This is a genomic window from Escherichia sp. WS547 (assembly GCF_046486065.1).
Lineage (GTDB): Bacteria > Pseudomonadota > Gammaproteobacteria > Enterobacterales > Enterobacteriaceae > Escherichia > Escherichia coli.
Window position 1 is genome coordinate 186,416 of sequence record NZ_JBJQMA010000002.1, and the last position, 14,750, is coordinate 201,165.

A 14,750-nucleotide genomic window follows, 5' to 3' on the forward strand; every position below is an offset into this window, starting at 1 on the left:
GCTAAAACTCGAACTGATAGAGCAAATCCAGTGCCTGGTCTACACCAGACACGGCTTCCAGATATAGCTTAGGCATCAGGCGATAACGTAACGTGAGTGTTGCTATAGAGTCAAATATACCCACGCCGTATTTCACTTGCAGACCTGGCAATACATAGCCGCTGACCACTACCTGGGAGGAGTCGCCTACTCCCTGGGTGTCGAGCGCTAAATTGCTTACGCCAAACGTCTCGCCGATTTTACCCACAATCTGGCCACTTTGCGCAACCCCCAGACCAATCAGCATCGAGGTCATTGCCGCACTGTCGCTCTGATCGCTCTCCAGCCCTTGTCCACGTAGCAAATAAGACAATGCAGCTTGTTGCGACATCGCCGGGTCAGAGAAGATCTCCGCTTTCGGTTCGTCCGCCAGACCAGTGACGCGAACTCCGGCGATTACGTCGTCTTCTGTAGCATCCGGGTTACGAATAGCTTCAATATTAAGATACGGTTGATCCGGCGGACCAGAGAACAGTAACTCACCTTTACGCACAATCAGATCCTGACCATAGGCATGGAAGCGCCCTTCAGGGATGTTGATCTGCCCGTTCAGGCCCAGCCCTTGTTTGTCCTGAACGACGTTAAGATCGCCCGTCAGCCGCGCTTTCAGGCCAAAGGCGTCAATGCGCACATTGTTGCCAACGTGGACAATCAGGTTACTGTTAATCGGAATCGACGCCGTTTTCGGCTCTTCCGGTTGCAGGTTATCGTTAAGCATCACCACATCGCTGGAGACGCCTACTGCGCTTTCCGGCAGATCGTGCACCACGATGCGCGCCCACGGGACATCCACGCGACCATCGAGGGTAAACAGGTTTGGTGTAGCCTCGAAGACAACATCTGGCGATACATCCATTCGTACCATCGGCGGCACGGTGATCCGCACTTTACTGCCTTTCGCCGTTACCCGCGCCCGCCAGTTTTCAATTTGGCTCCAGTCGGCATCACCGTTCAGGTAGATTTCACCCTGCTGGGTCCGTACTGTACCGGCAAGCGTCGAGCGCATACCATTAAAGTTGACCGCAAGCTGGCTCGGTTGCATATCAAACGGCATAAAGTTGCCGTCGATATCCACACCCGTAACCTGAAGCTGACCAAACAACTGCGGGCTTTGCACATCACCACCCAGACGCAAGTTGGCACTCACCATCCCCGCTGCTTTTTCCCCACGGGTAAAGATGGGGTTTATCATCGCAAGGTTGAAGTTACGGATATTGACGTTGCCACCAAGATTACGGCGGCCTTGCGGATCGGTCACCTGCACCTGTCCATCAAACTGGCCGTTATTGGTCAGGCGGATGGTCCAGCCCAATTCGGCACGGTTGTTACGCAATTCCGCCGTCAGATTCAGTGTCTGAAACGCCACGGGCAGCGCCGCATCGTTGACGGTTTGCGTTACCTGCACGTTACGCCCCGAAAGGGTGATACTGCCCTGCGGCAGCCCCTCTTTGGTGGTGTCCCAGGCAACGTCCGCTTTACCCGTGAAGATACCGCTGGCCTGAGTGGTTTCTGGCATAAATGGTTTCAGCATGGCCAGGTCGAAGCGGTTGAGATTCACCACCGCACGCCCTTCGGCACCCGCATCGATAGTTTGCGGCACGCACAGTTCCGCATTCGGGTTAAGCCAGCAGTGTGGCCCGATGCTGATTTTTTGCTCCTTATTGCGGTAATCCAGCGCAATATCGCGGGTCAGCGACCACGGGCCGACCGGCGTCTGGAAGCGGGTATTGCTAAGAGTTCCCTTCCAGCGTTCTTCTTTGCGATCAAAACTTCCTGCCAGATTAAGCTGCCCGGAGACAGGCTCGCCCTGAATCCGCAACTGTAACTCGTGCTGTTTTTCGCTGCCTTTGGCATTCAGGGTGACGAGGTTGATATTTACATCCGGCTGCGAAATTTGCTCAACGCGTACGTCGAGTTTCCCGGCGATCTGATCGGTGGATTTAATGTCGCCTTCCACGCGAACCTGCGCCACGGAAAGTTCCTGCCAGCGCAGGCCGCGCGCGGTGATATCTGCCAGTAGTTGTGGCGCTTCCACCGTGCCGCGTACTTTCACCAGCCCTTTCGCTGTACCGCCAAGCCCCGGCAGCGCGTTATCCAGCCCCGGCGCGTTGATGGTGGCATCAAGATTGAGATCTTTTACCCCCAGCTCGCCTTTCACTTCGGCACTGTTTGGCCCCAGTTCCAGATGAAGCCCTGGGATCATCCACTGCATATAACTGTTGCCTTTCAGCGTGCCGTCAACGTTCACTTTGTTCTGTTTGACGTTACCGGTCAGCTTCAGTTCTGGCACCTCCATCTGCCAGGTGCCGCCGTACAGGCTACCGCGGGTTTTAATCAAGCCATTGAGTTTCGACGGCCACTCTGGGATCTCTTTGGCGGTGTTAATGCCGTTAAGCGTTAGCTCACCGCGCCAACTAATGGCCTGCTGCCAGTCGAGCAACGCCTTGAGTTCAGTTTTCCCTTCCAGCGCCGCGACGGTGAGTTTGTCGAGATTGACCTGCTGTTCATTACCTTTGGCATCAAGGGTAATGGTGGCTGGCGGGATCTCCAGTCCCTTCACTGCCGTACGCATAGAGAGCGTGTAATCGGTCATTTTGCCGGTAAGTTTCAGTTTCAGATCATCCGCCTGATACTGCTTCTCACCAGTGAACGGCCAGTAAATCTGTTTGCTGTTCACTTCCACGTTGAGCGGCAATCCGGCTTCCGCCAGTCGCGTCTGGGCGCGTAAATCCATATCCACCGGACCGGAAAGATTAACGCCAATCTCCAGCTGTTCGCGCAGCGCGCCGCCCACTTTCAGCTTCACCTTTTCACCTTTCAACGGCTCCACGTTCAGTGTACTATTGAGAGTGATGTCCACCGGCCAGTTGTCTGACAGCTGCGCCGTGCCGCTGGCGTTGACGATCCCTTGACTGGAATCGATATCCAGGGCGTCCAGTTTAGTATTGCCGTCAATGCTGCTCACTTTCAGCAGCATGGTGCGCACGGTGATGTCCGTGTCGCCCGTCACGCGTAACTGCTCGCCTTTAAACTCTTCAATGTTCAGGTTAAGCGGCAAATGCACGTCGGTCATTTCCGGCAATACCGGGCGAGAAAAGAGATCTTTCAGCGTTTCGCCGAGCGGCTTTTCCTCCGGCTGCGGATTTTCAATTTTCGGTTCGACAACTTCTTCCTGCGCCACTTCCGCCACTTTCGGCAAAGCAATCAACAGGCCTTTCAGCGACGTCGGTTTCAGAGTCAGGGTTTTCTCCTGCCAGTTCAGGCCGGAGGTGAAGTCCATCACCGATACCGTGGTGTCATCAATCTTGATGTTGACGTTATCCAGCGCCACCCGTGTCAGGGTGATGGGATACGGCGTAGAGAGATCCAGCGGACCGCTATCTTCCTCTTCTTCAACCTGTTCAGAAGGAGGCATTTTTTTACTGTCGATGTTGACCTGAATGTCTTTCAGCGCCAGGTCATTAATACAAACGCTACTGTTCCACAGGCACTCAAGCCCGACCGCCAGATGCAGATTGCCCGCTTTTACCGCCACGCCTGGCTGCTCATAACGAACGTCAGACAAGGTGAGATCGCGCCAGCCGCCGGTGACTTTGCCAATATCCAGTCCTGGTACCCAGCGATCCGCCGCTTTAAATACCAGATGCAGGCCGCTGGTGGTGCCCACCAGAAACGCCACCGATCCCAGCAACAGTAAGATAACGATAACCACGCCGAGGCTGATTTTTTTCCATAAACTCATAATTCTGGCCCCAGACCGATGTAAAACTGTAACCCGTGTTCGTCTTTATCCGCGACCGGTACGGCAAAATCGAGTTTGATTGGCCCGACCGGCGATTCCCAGCGCACGCCGACCCCGGTACCGGTTTTAAAGTCGCTGCGGCGAATATCGCTTACCGCTTCGCCACTATCGACAAACACCGCGCCCCACCATTTTCCGGTCACGTTGTACTGGTACTCCAGCGATCCGGTTATCAACTTCGAGGCCCCTTTCAGGTCACCGTTGGCGTATTTCGGGGCGATAGATTTGTATTTGTAGCCGCGAATACTGCGATCGCCCCCGGCGAAGAAACGCAGATCCGGCGGTACTTTGTCGAAATCACCCGTTTCAATCCAGCCCAGCGTGCCGCGTGTCACAAAGCGATGGCGGTCGTACAGTGTGCGGATCCAGACGTTTTGTGCCTGGAAAACGGAGAAATCGACATCTGAGCCCCAGGCCGTGTTGGAGTAGTCGATAGAGTAACGTTGCGAGTCGCCCCAGGTTGGCATCAGGCCACCACGAGAACGCGTGCGGCTAATCATCACCCCCGGATAAAACAGCATCGTGGTGTTGGTAATTTCACCCTGGGTAAAGTGGTCGAGACTCCAGCGCAGGTTAATGGCACGCTGCCAGCCGCTGGAAAGATCCCAGTAGCGAGAAGCCACCAGCGTAGTGGAGTCAGACTCGGTATCGTTCAGGTCAGTGCGCTTAAAACCGCCCTGCACCAAATAATATTGTTCCAGTGGATTCTTCAGCAGCGGCATTTTATAGCTGAAGTCGAGGGTCTGTTCCGGCGCGGAAATACTGGTACTGGTGGTCAGACTGTGACCGTATGAGTTCATCCACGGCTTTTTCCACGTCGCTTTCACGCGCGGTCCCACGTCCGTAGAGTAACCGACACCGGTTTCGATGGTGTTTTCTGTGCGCGGCGAAACCACGCCCGTCAACGGTAATACTTTCGTTTCGCGCGCTTTATCAAATTGTGGTGCCACCACCACCGAATTAAACCAGCCGGTGGCAGAGAGTCGGCGGTTTAGTTCCGCCAGATCTTTCGATTCGTACTCATCGCCCTCTTTGAACGGCACCAGATTTTGCAGGTATTCATCGCGGATTTGTGATCCTTCAAAGGTCACATGCCCAAAGCGGTAGCGTTCGCCACTGTTATAATCAATATCCCAGAAGGCTTTATGCAGGCCGAGCGCGATGCCCAGCTGCGCTTTGGTAAATTCGCTATCGAAATAACCTTTACGCAACGCAATGCTGGTTAAGGACTTTTTGAAATTTTCATAATCGCCCTGGTTCAGTACCGTACCAATAGCCGGGCGAGTATCGAGCAATTTCAAATAGTCTTTATCGGTCCGCGCGCCGCCGCGCAATACCACATCTGTGCCGCCAATTAACACCGGCACGCCTGGCGTGACTTTGGCGATCAATACCTGCCGCCCTTTCTTTGGCGGTGGACGGAGATCAAATTCAATGGTCGGCTGGTAATAACCCAGCGCTTTCAGACCTTCGCGGATGGCATCATCGACGCGTGCGCGAAAGCGACGGTCTGGCGTCACTTCATCACTTTCAATCGTAGAAAGCTGCGCGCGAACGTTCTTTTCCAGCTGTCCCGATAACCCCTCGACCTGTAGACGGACGTTCGCGGCGACGGCAGATCCGCTTAAGCAGAGTAAGCTTACACAGCATAACTGTCGGATATAGCGCACATTTTCTCCTGAATATCCTTTTTTCCTGCCCCTGGAACGCCGTTAAACGGCTTAACAAAAATCCAGTAATATGGATTAAAAAGCAGACTAAACCCCAAATATTTCTTATGTTTTACTTTAGACCTATTCACGGTGGTTATTGTGTGCAAATACGCCTCTTGTTACAACCTTAACCCCAATGACCGATTTTCGGGAGAGCGACACCATGAGTTTATTCGATAAAAAGCATCTGGTTTCCCCCGCCGATGCCCTGCCTGGACGTAACACCCCGATGCCCGTAGCCACACTGCATGCGGTCAACGGTCACTCAATGACCAATGTACCTGACGGAATGGAGATTGCCATTTTTGCGATGGGTTGTTTCTGGGGTGTGGAGCGTCTGTTCTGGCAGTTACCCGGCGTTTACAGCACCGCCGCAGGCTATACCGGCGGCTATACGCCAAATCCGACTTATCGGGAAGTGTGCTCCGGTGATACGGGTCATGCCGAAGCGGTACGCATTGTTTACGATCCTTCCGTCATCAGCTATGAACAGTTGCTACAAGTATTTTGGGAGAATCACGATCCCGCCCAGGGAATGCGTCAGGGCAATGACCACGGCACGCAGTATCGTTCAGCGATTTATCCGCTGACCCCAGAACAGGATGCCGCAGCTCGCGCCAGTCTGGAACGTTTTCAGGCGGCAATGCTTGCCGCCGATGACGATCGTCGCATCACCACGGAAATCGCTAACGCCACACCGTTTTATTATGCCGAAGATGACCACCAGCAATATCTGCATAAAAACCCGTATGGTTACTGTGGAATTGGCGGAATTGGCGTCTGTCTGCCGCCGGAAGCATAGCGTTACGGGTACAAATGTAGATTGTTGATAAAGTGCGTTTTGTTTATGCCGGATGCGGCGTAAACGCCTTACCAGGTCTACAAAATCGTCCAAATTCAATATATTGCATGGACTGCGTAGGCCTGATTGGCATAGCGCATCAGGCAGTTTTGCATTTATCAGCAGTCTGAATTTTAACCCTCTGGCGGCTTTACAGTACCTTACGCTATACTAGCCACTGAAAATGCCGGTTCACTTTCTTCGAATCGGCTTTCAATGTGTATTTCACACAAATTAATCAACTTCCCCTTCCGAGGATCTGGCCTGAAAGGTCGGATAAGATATGTTAAACAGTATTTTAGTCATACTCTGCTTGATCGCTGTAAGTGCGTTCTTCTCGATGTCTGAGATCTCGCTTGCCGCTTCACGCAAAATCAAACTTAAACTGCTGGCTGATGAAGGCAATATAAATGCCCAACGCGTTCTGAATATGCAGGAAAATCCCGGCATGTTCTTTACCGTGGTCCAAATCGGTCTGAACGCAGTGGCGATTCTCGGCGGTATCGTCGGTGATGCGGCATTTTCTCCAGCTTTTCACAGCCTGTTCTCCCGCTATATGTCGGCAGAACTCTCTGAGCAACTGAGCTTTATTCTCTCTTTCTCGTTAGTGACTGGCATGTTTATCCTGTTTGCGGATTTAACCCCGAAACGCATCGGTATGATTGCGCCAGAAGCTGTGGCTTTGCGTATCATCAACCCGATGCGCTTCTGCCTGTACGTTTGCACCCCGCTGGTGTGGTTCTTCAACGGCCTGGCGAACATGATCTTCCGTATTTTCAAACTGCCAATGGTACGTAAAGATGACATCACTTCTGATGATATCTACGCGGTAGTGGAAGCCGGTGCGCTGGCGGGCGTGTTACGTAAACAGGAACACGAGCTGATTGAAAACGTCTTTGAGCTGGAATCTCGTACCGTTCCGTCTTCAATGACACCGCGTGAAAACGTGATTTGGTTTGATCTCCACGAAGATGAGCAAAGTCTGAAGAATAAGGTGGCGGAACATCCGCACTCTAAGTTCCTCGTCTGTAATGAAGATATTGACCACATCATCGGCTATGTCGATTCTAAAGACCTGCTGAACCGCGTGCTGGCTAACCAAAGCCTGGCACTGAACAGCGGCGTACAAATTCGCAACACGCTGATTGTGCCGGATACGTTAACCCTTTCAGAGGCGTTGGAAAGTTTTAAAACCGCAGGTGAAGACTTCGCGGTGATCATGAACGAGTACGCGCTGGTGGTGGGGATCATCACCCTCAACGACGTGATGACCACGCTGATGGGCGATCTGGTCGGTCAGGGGCTGGAAGAGCAGATTGTCGCCCGTGATGAGAACTCATGGCTGATTGACGGCGGCACTCCGATTGACGACGTCATGCGTGTGCTGGATATTGACGAGTTCCCGCAGTCGGGCAACTACGAAACCATTGGCGGCTTTATGATGTTTATGCTGCGTAAGATCCCGAAACGCACCGATTCGGTGAAATTCGCCGGCTACAAATTTGAAGTGGTGGATATCGATAACTACCGCATCGACCAGCTGCTGGTGACCCGGATCGACAGCAAGGCCACCGCCCTTTCGCCAAAACTGCCTGACGCTAAAGATAAAGAAGAAAGCGTCGCGTAACCCCCAGAAACATCAACGGCTCCTGAATCAGGAGCCGTCTTATTACTGCATAGCACTTTGGTTAAGCCATCTCTGTTTGCAGACGCATAACCTGACGGTTAACTTCGGACATCACTGACAAATGCAGCTTATCCTTCACTTTTGGGATAAGAATCTTACCCTTATCAAATTCAAAAGCGCCAACGTCCTTGATGTATAACCGTCCACGGAACAGGATCTTTACGTACTTCGCCACCTGAAGTGGGTTGTACCGTTGGAAAATTTTCATTGTTATCTCCTGCTGAGTATTACGCCTGTGCGGTGCCACAATCGGCCCAACTATTATGAGGCGCAAATTTTAATGCTTAGTGACTATAGACTATCCGGGCAATGTTTCCACCGCGTATAACTTTTTTTACCTAAAGGTTACAATTATTCAGAATTATCTTTTTACCGAAGCGCGGTCTTCAGTATAAGCATTCATTTTTCATATGATTTGTGCGCTTGACCGCAAACTGGCATCACACTTGCGGGAAATTCGATAAATAGCACATATGATTAAAACTCAGACCCAAGTGGTCGGATCACCTGCATATCATAAGAAGGAAACACCATGACCCTACGCAAGATTCTGGCACTCACCTGCCTGCTGTTGCCGATGATGGCTTCCGCACATCAGTTCGAAACCGGTCAGCGAGTGCCGCCGATTGGCATTACCGATCGTGGCGAGTTGGTGCTTGATAAAGATCAGTTTAGCTACAAAACCTGGAACAGCGCGCAGTTAGTGGGAAAAGTGCGAGTACTGCAACATATTGCTGGTCGCACCTCTGCAAAAGAGAAAAACGCGACGCTGATTGAAGCGATTAAATCAGCAAAGTTACCGCACGATCGTTACCAGACCACCACCATTGTTAACACCGACGACGCAATTCCGGGTTCCGGCATGTTTGTGCGCAGCAGTCTGGAAAGTAATAAAAAGCTTTATCCCTGGTCGCAGTTTATTGTCGATAGCAATGGCGTCGCGCGCGGTGCCTGGCAGCTGGATGAAGAAAGTTCCGCTGTAGTGGTGCTGGATAAAGACGGTCGCGTGCAATGGGCCAAAGACGGGGCGCTCACACAGGAAGAGGTGCAGCAAGTGATGGACCTGCTGCAAAAGTTGCTCAAATAATGGCAATAACATAAATTCTGCAAAATAATTTTCCCCTATCGTTATCTATGGGATAGGGGAATTAAGCCTCTGAGTTCTTACGCTGAACTCATACTGGTAACGCTAGTTGCTTTTTTTTAAACGCCTCAATGGTCGATTTATATTTCTCGCAAATCTTTTCTTCGGTAATATCACTATCTGCGGCCAGATTCGCACTTACTATCGCATCCACTTGTTCGGCTAATTCGACTTGTTGGCAACCTGCATTAACCAGAAAATTATAAATAAGAGAGTAATCTTCATCCTCCAAAACAACAGAGGAACCATTACGAAAACGTTCATCCCCTCCATAGATTTTAAGCGCAAAGCCCAAAGATTCTATGACTATGGCAAAATTATCATCAATTATTTTTTCGTAAATATACCATCCATCGCATTCTTTAATTCCACCTCCTGGTATTTGGATGTCAAATTTACCCCGTTTTAATTTACTTACTATATCATCCAATACAGCATAACCTAAAGACACGTCACCAAACGCCTGGCGAATATAACCTTTAATCCTTTCCGGTATGTCAGACTGTTTTTTCTGCAGAATATCCCAGGCATACAATCTTCTGTTTTGTTCTAACGGAAACTCGCGGTTTTTGAAATCCATGAATGAGTTATACTCATTTATTGTTATGGGAATTTCTTCGTATTCAAATCCACTGCCTCGCAATGTCATTATATATTCGGTACCGTTATCTTTAAGGCTGAAACTGATAAGAAACTTATCCATGGCGTTAACAGTTTCATTTTTTGATGAAAGTACCTGATAACTATTTTTATCAATCTGAGTTGCGCAACGAAAGAACTCCCTCAAAGTTAACAGGCTATCATAATTTGAAATCCAATCTTTTTTATTAAATGCATGCTGGATATTGTTAAAAAAATTGTTTGAATGTGTTTTTGTATGCGATGATTTTACGAATAACTCCACCGCACCAATAAAATTATTGTGTCTGATCCTGGGTAACATATGGCTACCTTATTTTATTTGGTTATTTTATGTCGCCATTAAATATCTCATTATAGAAGTAAACTATCAAAAAACGCTCATTATTAAAATATAACTTATTAGCAATTGAATTTTTGCACTTTAAATACAATCTCTTTTTATTTATAACTTTTTAGGTTGGGAGAAATCAGGATGGCAGAATCAGGAAATACACTGTTTCTGCCATCTGAATTTAGTAAATAGACACTCTGAACCCCGGATTCAGGAACGACTCGCGCGGAGTGTAATCCAGCGGTTTACCCTGCCAGTCGTGAACGTGCGCTCCGGCAGCTGCGGCCACAGCATGTCCAGCGGCGGTGTCCCAAATATTCGTTGGTCCGAAGCGCGGGTACAGCTGCGCCTGCCCTTCCGCCACAAGGCAGAATTTCAGCGAAGAGCCGATGGACGTGGTCTGATGTTCGCCAAGCTGTTGCAGATACTCTTTCAGCTCCGCATCTGCATGGGAACGGCTGATAACCACCAGCGGCGGGCGCGCATCACGGACCTGAATCTGCTTGCGCACGCCGCACTCTTCTTTCCACGCTTTGCCTTCTGCCGCGCTGTACATTACGTTCATTACCGGCGCATACACCACACCTAAAATCGGTTTGCCGTGGTCGATGAGCGCAATGTTAACGGTAAATTCGCCATTACGTTTAATAAACTCTTTAGTACCATCCAGCGGGTCTACCAGCCAGTAACGCTGCCAGTGCTGACGGACTTCCCAACCGGGAGGATCTTCTTCAGAAAGCACCGGAATATCCGGTGTCAGCGTACGTAAACCGTCCATGATAACGGTGTGTGCGGCAATATCCGCTGCCGTTACCGGAGAATTGTCCGCTTTGCTGACGACGTCCATCGGTTTCGTCCCGTCGTAGACCTGCATAATGGCATCGCCTGCATTCCGTGCAAGCTGGCATACTTGATCTAACATTTCTCCACCTCGTCTCTGTGAGCGGTGTTAACTTATTGTTTTACTTATACCCTATCGTTAATGAATGCGCCAACTGTGATAGTGTCATCATTTTCAAAGCGTAAAATTGTGGCATTCTTCACTGTTCTATAAGTAAGACGTTTATTCTCCCTTTTCTTTCGTATTCCCGATGATAAAAGGATGTCCCTGATGATTAAGTTTAGCGCAACGCTCCTGGCCACGCTGATTGCCGCCAGTGTGAATGCAGCGACGGTCGATCTGCGTATCATGGAAACCACTGATCTGCATAGCAACATGATGGATTTCGATTATTACAAAGACACCGCCACGGAAAAATTCGGACTGGTACGTACCGCAAGCCTGATTAACGATGCCCGCAATGAAGTGAAAAACAGCGTACTGGTCGATAACGGCGATTTGATTCAGGGGAGTCCGCTTGCAGATTACATGTCGGCGAAAGGTTTAAAAGCAGGCGATATTCATCCGGTCTATAAGGCATTAAATACGCTGGACTATACCGTCGGCACGCTTGGCAACCACGAGTTTAACTACGGTCTGGATTACCTGAAAAATGCGCTGGCGGGAGCGAAATTCCCTTATGTAAATGCCAACGTCATTGACGCCAGAACCAAACAGCCAATGTTTACACCGTATTTAATTAAAGACACCGAAGTGGTCGATAAAGACGGAAAAAAACAGACGCTGAAGATTGGCTATATTGGCGTCGTGCCGCCGCAAATCATGGGCTGGGATAAAGCTAATTTATCCGGGAAAGTGACGGTGAATGATATTACCGAAACCGTGCGCAAATACGTGCCTGAAATGCGCGAGAAAGGTGCCGATGTCGTTGTCGTTCTGGCGCATTCCGGGCTGTCTGCCGATCCGTATAAAGTGATGGCGGAAAACTCAGTTTATTACCTCAGTGAAATTCCGGGCGTTAACGCCATTATGTTTGGCCATGCTCACGCCGTTTTCCCAGGTAAAGATTTTGCTGATATCGAAGGGGCTGATATCGCGAAAGGCACGCTGAATGGTGTTCCGGCGGTAATGCCAGGCATGTGGGGCGATCATCTTGGTGTGGTCGACTTACAACTCAGTAATGACAGCGGTAAATGGCAGGTGACGCAGGCGAAAGCGGAAGCACGGCCGATTTACGACATCGCGAATAAAAAATCCCTCGCGGCGGAAGACAGCAAGCTGGTAGAAACACTCAAAGCCGATCACGATGCCACACGCCAGTTCGTCAGCAAGCCAATCGGTAAATCTGCCGACAATATCTATAGCTATCTGGCACTGGTGCAGGACGATCCGACCGTGCAGGTGGTGAACAACGCGCAAAAAGCGTATGTCGAGCATTACATTCAGGGCGATCCGGATCTGGCAAAACTGCCAGTGCTTTCAGCTGCCGCACCGTTTAAAGTTGGTGGTCGCAAAAATGACCCGGCAAGCTATGTGGAGGTGGAAAAAGGTCAGTTGACCTTCCGTAATGCCGCCGATCTTTATCTCTATCCCAATACGCTGATTGTGGTGAAAGCCAGCGGTAAAGAGGTGAAAGAGTGGCTGGAGTGCTCCGCCGGACAGTTTAACCAGATTGATCCTAACAGCACGAAACCACAGTCACTCATCAACTGGGATGGTTTCCGCACCTATAACTTTGATGTGATTGATGGTGTGAATTATCAGATTGATGTTACCCAGCCTGCCCGTTATGACGGCGAGTGCCAGATGGTTAATGCCAATGCGGAAAGGATTAAGAACCTGACCTTTAATGGCAAGCCAATTGATCCGAACGCCATGTTCCTCGTTGCCACCAATAACTATCGCGCTTACGGCGGCAAATTTGCCGGTACGGGCGACAGCCATATCGCTTTTGCTTCACCGGATGAGAACCGCTCGGTGCTGGCAGCGTGGATTGCTGATGAGTCGAAACGTGCGGGGGAAATTCACCCGGCGGCAGATAACAACTGGCGTTTAGCACCAATAGCTGGCGATAAGAAACTGGATATCCGTTTCGAAACCTCTCCATCAGATAAAGCCGCGGCGTTTATTAAAGAGAAAGGGCAATATCCGATGAATAAAGTCGCGACCGATGATATCGGGTTTGCGATTTATCAGGTGGATTTGAGTAAGTAATACACTTCTTTTTCGGCCTACAAATCATCAACCGCATCCGACACTTTTGTCGGATGCGATGCTGGCGCATCTTATCCGTCCTACAAGTCATACACCGTAGGCCGCGCATCCTGCAGTTACGCCGCACGTTCATCCCGCACCGCCAACACCTCGGGCAAATTCAACTCAATCCAGTCCGCCAGTGCAGCAACCTTTTCGCTCACCTGCTCGCCCAGCGGCGTGAGGCTATATTCCACATGCGGCGGCACCACCGGATACGCGATACGGTTAAGAAAACCATCCTGCTCTAGCGCCTGTAACGACTGCGCAAGCATCTTTTCACTCACCCCGCCCATTTTGCGCCGCAGGTCGCTAAAGCGATGAGTACCTTCGCGTAGCGCCACCAGAATCAACACCCCCCAACGGCTGGTGACGTGTTTCAAAACCTCGCGCGACGGACACTGTTCAGCGAAGAGATTTCCCTCTTTCAGTTGTTGCGACAGGCTAACCTGACTCATCTCATACTTACCTTTTTGTATGTACTTACTAAAAGTAAGTTTAGGTGTTAGCGTATTTAAACACAAGACAAAACGATGGAGACTTCCCATGATCGCTATTACTGGTGCCACTGGCCAACTTGGTCACTATGTTATTGAATCCTTGATGAAAACGGTTCCTGCCAGCCAAATAGTGGCTATTGTTCGTAATCCGGCAAAAGCCCAGGCCCTGGCAGCACAAGGCATTACCGTGCGTCAGGCTGACTACGGCGATGAAGCCGCACTGACATCTGCACTTCAGGGAGTGGAAAAACTACTGCTGATCTCTTCCAGCGAAGTGGGTCAACGTGCCCCGCAGCATCGTAATGTTATTAATGCCGCAAAGGCGGCTGGCGTGAAATTTATCGCTTATACCAGCCTGCTACATGCAGATACCTCCCCGCTCGGCCTCGCCGATGAGCACATCGAGACGGAGAAAATGCTGGCTGATTCTGGCATCGTTTACACCCTGCTGCGCAACGGCTGGTACACCGAAAACTACCTCGCCAGCGCCCCGGCAGCACTGGAACACGGCGTATTTATCGGTGCGGCGGGCGATGGCAAAATCGCCTCAGCAACGCGGGCAGATTATGCGGCAGCTGCGGCACGCGTGATTAGCGAAGCCGGTCACGAAGGCAAGGTTTACGAACTGGCGGGCGATAGTGCCTGGACGTTGACACAGTTAGCGGCAGAGCTGACCAAACAGAGCGGAAAATCCGTTACCTATCAAAATCTGAGCGAAGCCGATTTCGCCGCGGCACTGAAAAGCGTCGGACTGCCCGACGGACTGGCGGATATGCTGGCGGATTCTGACGTTGGCGCATCGAAAGGTGGTCTGTTTGATAACAGCAAAACGCTTAGCAAATTGATTGGCCGCCCAACGACAACGTTAGCCGAAAGCGTAAGCCATCTTTTTAATGTTAATAACTAGTTAATTAAAGTGGCATCCTCCCGCATCCTCTCTGATAATGACGGGATGCCG

The 14,750-nt window shown here is 50.5% G+C and carries 11 protein-coding genes; 5 read left to right on the top strand and 6 right to left on the bottom strand.

All coding sequences use genetic code 11. The features are described from left to right. Position 1 precedes the first annotated feature (1 nt). Positions 2-3,781: an autotransporter assembly complex protein TamB gene (gene tamB, locus ACJHWK_RS02750; protein ID WP_126764314.1), complete on the bottom strand. Its 3,780-nt coding sequence runs from the start codon at positions 3,779-3,781 to the stop codon at positions 2-4. Further along, the gene (tamA, locus tag ACJHWK_RS02755; RefSeq protein WP_001269327.1) at positions 3,778-5,511 is read right to left on the bottom strand and encodes an autotransporter assembly complex protein TamA; all 1,734 of its coding nucleotides are present in this window, start codon (positions 5,509-5,511) and stop codon (positions 3,778-3,780) included. Before tamA ends, tamB begins: the two co-directional genes overlap by 4 nt. Positions 5,512-5,716: 205 nt before the next feature. On the opposite strand from tamA, the gene msrA reads away from it, so the two are divergent. Together msrA and ACJHWK_RS02765 are read left to right on the top strand one after the other, a co-directional pair. After that, positions 5,717-6,355 (top strand): peptide-methionine (S)-S-oxide reductase MsrA, encoded by a 639-nt coding sequence (gene msrA / locus ACJHWK_RS02760; protein WP_001305659.1) that lies wholly within the window; start codon positions 5,717-5,719, stop codon positions 6,353-6,355. Between the two features lie 322 nt (positions 6,356-6,677). Continuing rightward, positions 6,678-8,021: a hemolysin family protein gene (locus tag ACJHWK_RS02765; protein ID WP_000935042.1), complete on the top strand. Its 1,344-nt coding sequence runs from the start codon at positions 6,678-6,680 to the stop codon at positions 8,019-8,021. 61 nt (positions 8,022-8,082) lie between these two features. Here the strand turns inward: ACJHWK_RS02765 and ACJHWK_RS02770 are convergent, their stop codons facing one another. Then, the gene (locus ACJHWK_RS02770) at positions 8,083-8,289 is read right to left on the bottom strand and encodes a DUF1107 domain-containing protein (RefSeq protein ID WP_000689228.1); all 207 of its coding nucleotides are present in this window, start codon (positions 8,287-8,289) and stop codon (positions 8,083-8,085) included. Between the two features lie 324 nt (positions 8,290-8,613). Between ACJHWK_RS02770 and ACJHWK_RS02775 the strand changes: the two genes are divergently transcribed. Further along, positions 8,614-9,168 (top strand): YtfJ family protein, encoded by a 555-nt coding sequence (locus tag ACJHWK_RS02775; RefSeq protein ID WP_000175287.1) that lies wholly within the window; start codon positions 8,614-8,616, stop codon positions 9,166-9,168. 88 nt (positions 9,169-9,256) lie between these two features. Here the strand turns inward: ACJHWK_RS02775 and ACJHWK_RS02780 are convergent, their stop codons facing one another. After that, the gene (locus tag ACJHWK_RS02780) at positions 9,257-10,168 is read right to left on the bottom strand and encodes a hypothetical protein (RefSeq protein ID WP_001522390.1); all 912 of its coding nucleotides are present in this window, start codon (positions 10,166-10,168) and stop codon (positions 9,257-9,259) included. Between the two features lie 211 nt (positions 10,169-10,379). Then, complete coding sequence (gene cysQ / locus ACJHWK_RS02785; protein WP_000886909.1) at positions 10,380-11,120, bottom strand: 3'(2'),5'-bisphosphate nucleotidase CysQ; 741 nt, start codon at positions 11,118-11,120, stop codon at positions 10,380-10,382. 189 nt (positions 11,121-11,309) lie between these two features. On the opposite strand from cysQ, the gene cpdB reads away from it, so the two are divergent. After that, positions 11,310-13,253 (top strand): 2',3'-cyclic-nucleotide 2'-phosphodiesterase, encoded by a 1,944-nt coding sequence (gene cpdB, locus ACJHWK_RS02790; protein WP_001522389.1) that lies wholly within the window; start codon positions 11,310-11,312, stop codon positions 13,251-13,253. A 116-nt stretch (positions 13,254-13,369) separates the two neighbouring features. On the opposite strand, the gene ACJHWK_RS02795 is transcribed toward cpdB, so the two are convergent. Continuing rightward, positions 13,370-13,750, bottom strand: coding sequence for a winged helix-turn-helix transcriptional regulator (locus ACJHWK_RS02795; protein ID WP_001317588.1), 381 nt, complete (start codon positions 13,748-13,750; stop codon positions 13,370-13,372). 88 nt (positions 13,751-13,838) lie between these two features. On the opposite strand from ACJHWK_RS02795, the gene qorB reads away from it, so the two are divergent. Then, positions 13,839-14,699, top strand: coding sequence for an NAD(P)H:quinone oxidoreductase (qorB, locus tag ACJHWK_RS02800; protein WP_000560563.1), 861 nt, complete (start codon positions 13,839-13,841; stop codon positions 14,697-14,699). Positions 14,700-14,750 lie beyond the last annotated feature (51 nt).

Excerpts from the sequence above, each read along its gene's own strand:
- tamB (WP_126764314.1), bottom strand. The coding sequence starts at position 3,781 with ATGAGTTTATGGAAAAAAATCAGCCTCGGCGTGGTTATCGTTATCTTA.
- msrA (WP_001305659.1), top strand. The coding sequence starts at position 5,717 with ATGAGTTTATTCGATAAAAAGCATCTGGTTTCCCCCGCCGATGCCCTG.
- ACJHWK_RS02765 (WP_000935042.1), top strand. The coding sequence starts at position 6,678 with ATGTTAAACAGTATTTTAGTCATACTCTGCTTGATCGCTGTAAGTGCG.
- ACJHWK_RS02770 (WP_000689228.1), bottom strand. The coding sequence starts at position 8,289 with ATGAAAATTTTCCAACGGTACAACCCACTTCAGGTGGCGAAGTACGTA.
- ACJHWK_RS02775 (WP_000175287.1), top strand. The coding sequence starts at position 8,614 with ATGACCCTACGCAAGATTCTGGCACTCACCTGCCTGCTGTTGCCGATG.
- ACJHWK_RS02780 (WP_001522390.1), bottom strand. The coding sequence starts at position 10,168 with ATGTTACCCAGGATCAGACACAATAATTTTATTGGTGCGGTGGAGTTA.
- cysQ (WP_000886909.1), bottom strand. The coding sequence starts at position 11,120 with ATGTTAGATCAAGTATGCCAGCTTGCACGGAATGCAGGCGATGCCATT.
- cpdB (WP_001522389.1), top strand. The coding sequence starts at position 11,310 with ATGATTAAGTTTAGCGCAACGCTCCTGGCCACGCTGATTGCCGCCAGT.
- ACJHWK_RS02795 (WP_001317588.1), bottom strand. The coding sequence starts at position 13,750 with ATGAGTCAGGTTAGCCTGTCGCAACAACTGAAAGAGGGAAATCTCTTC.
- qorB (WP_000560563.1), top strand. The coding sequence starts at position 13,839 with ATGATCGCTATTACTGGTGCCACTGGCCAACTTGGTCACTATGTTATT.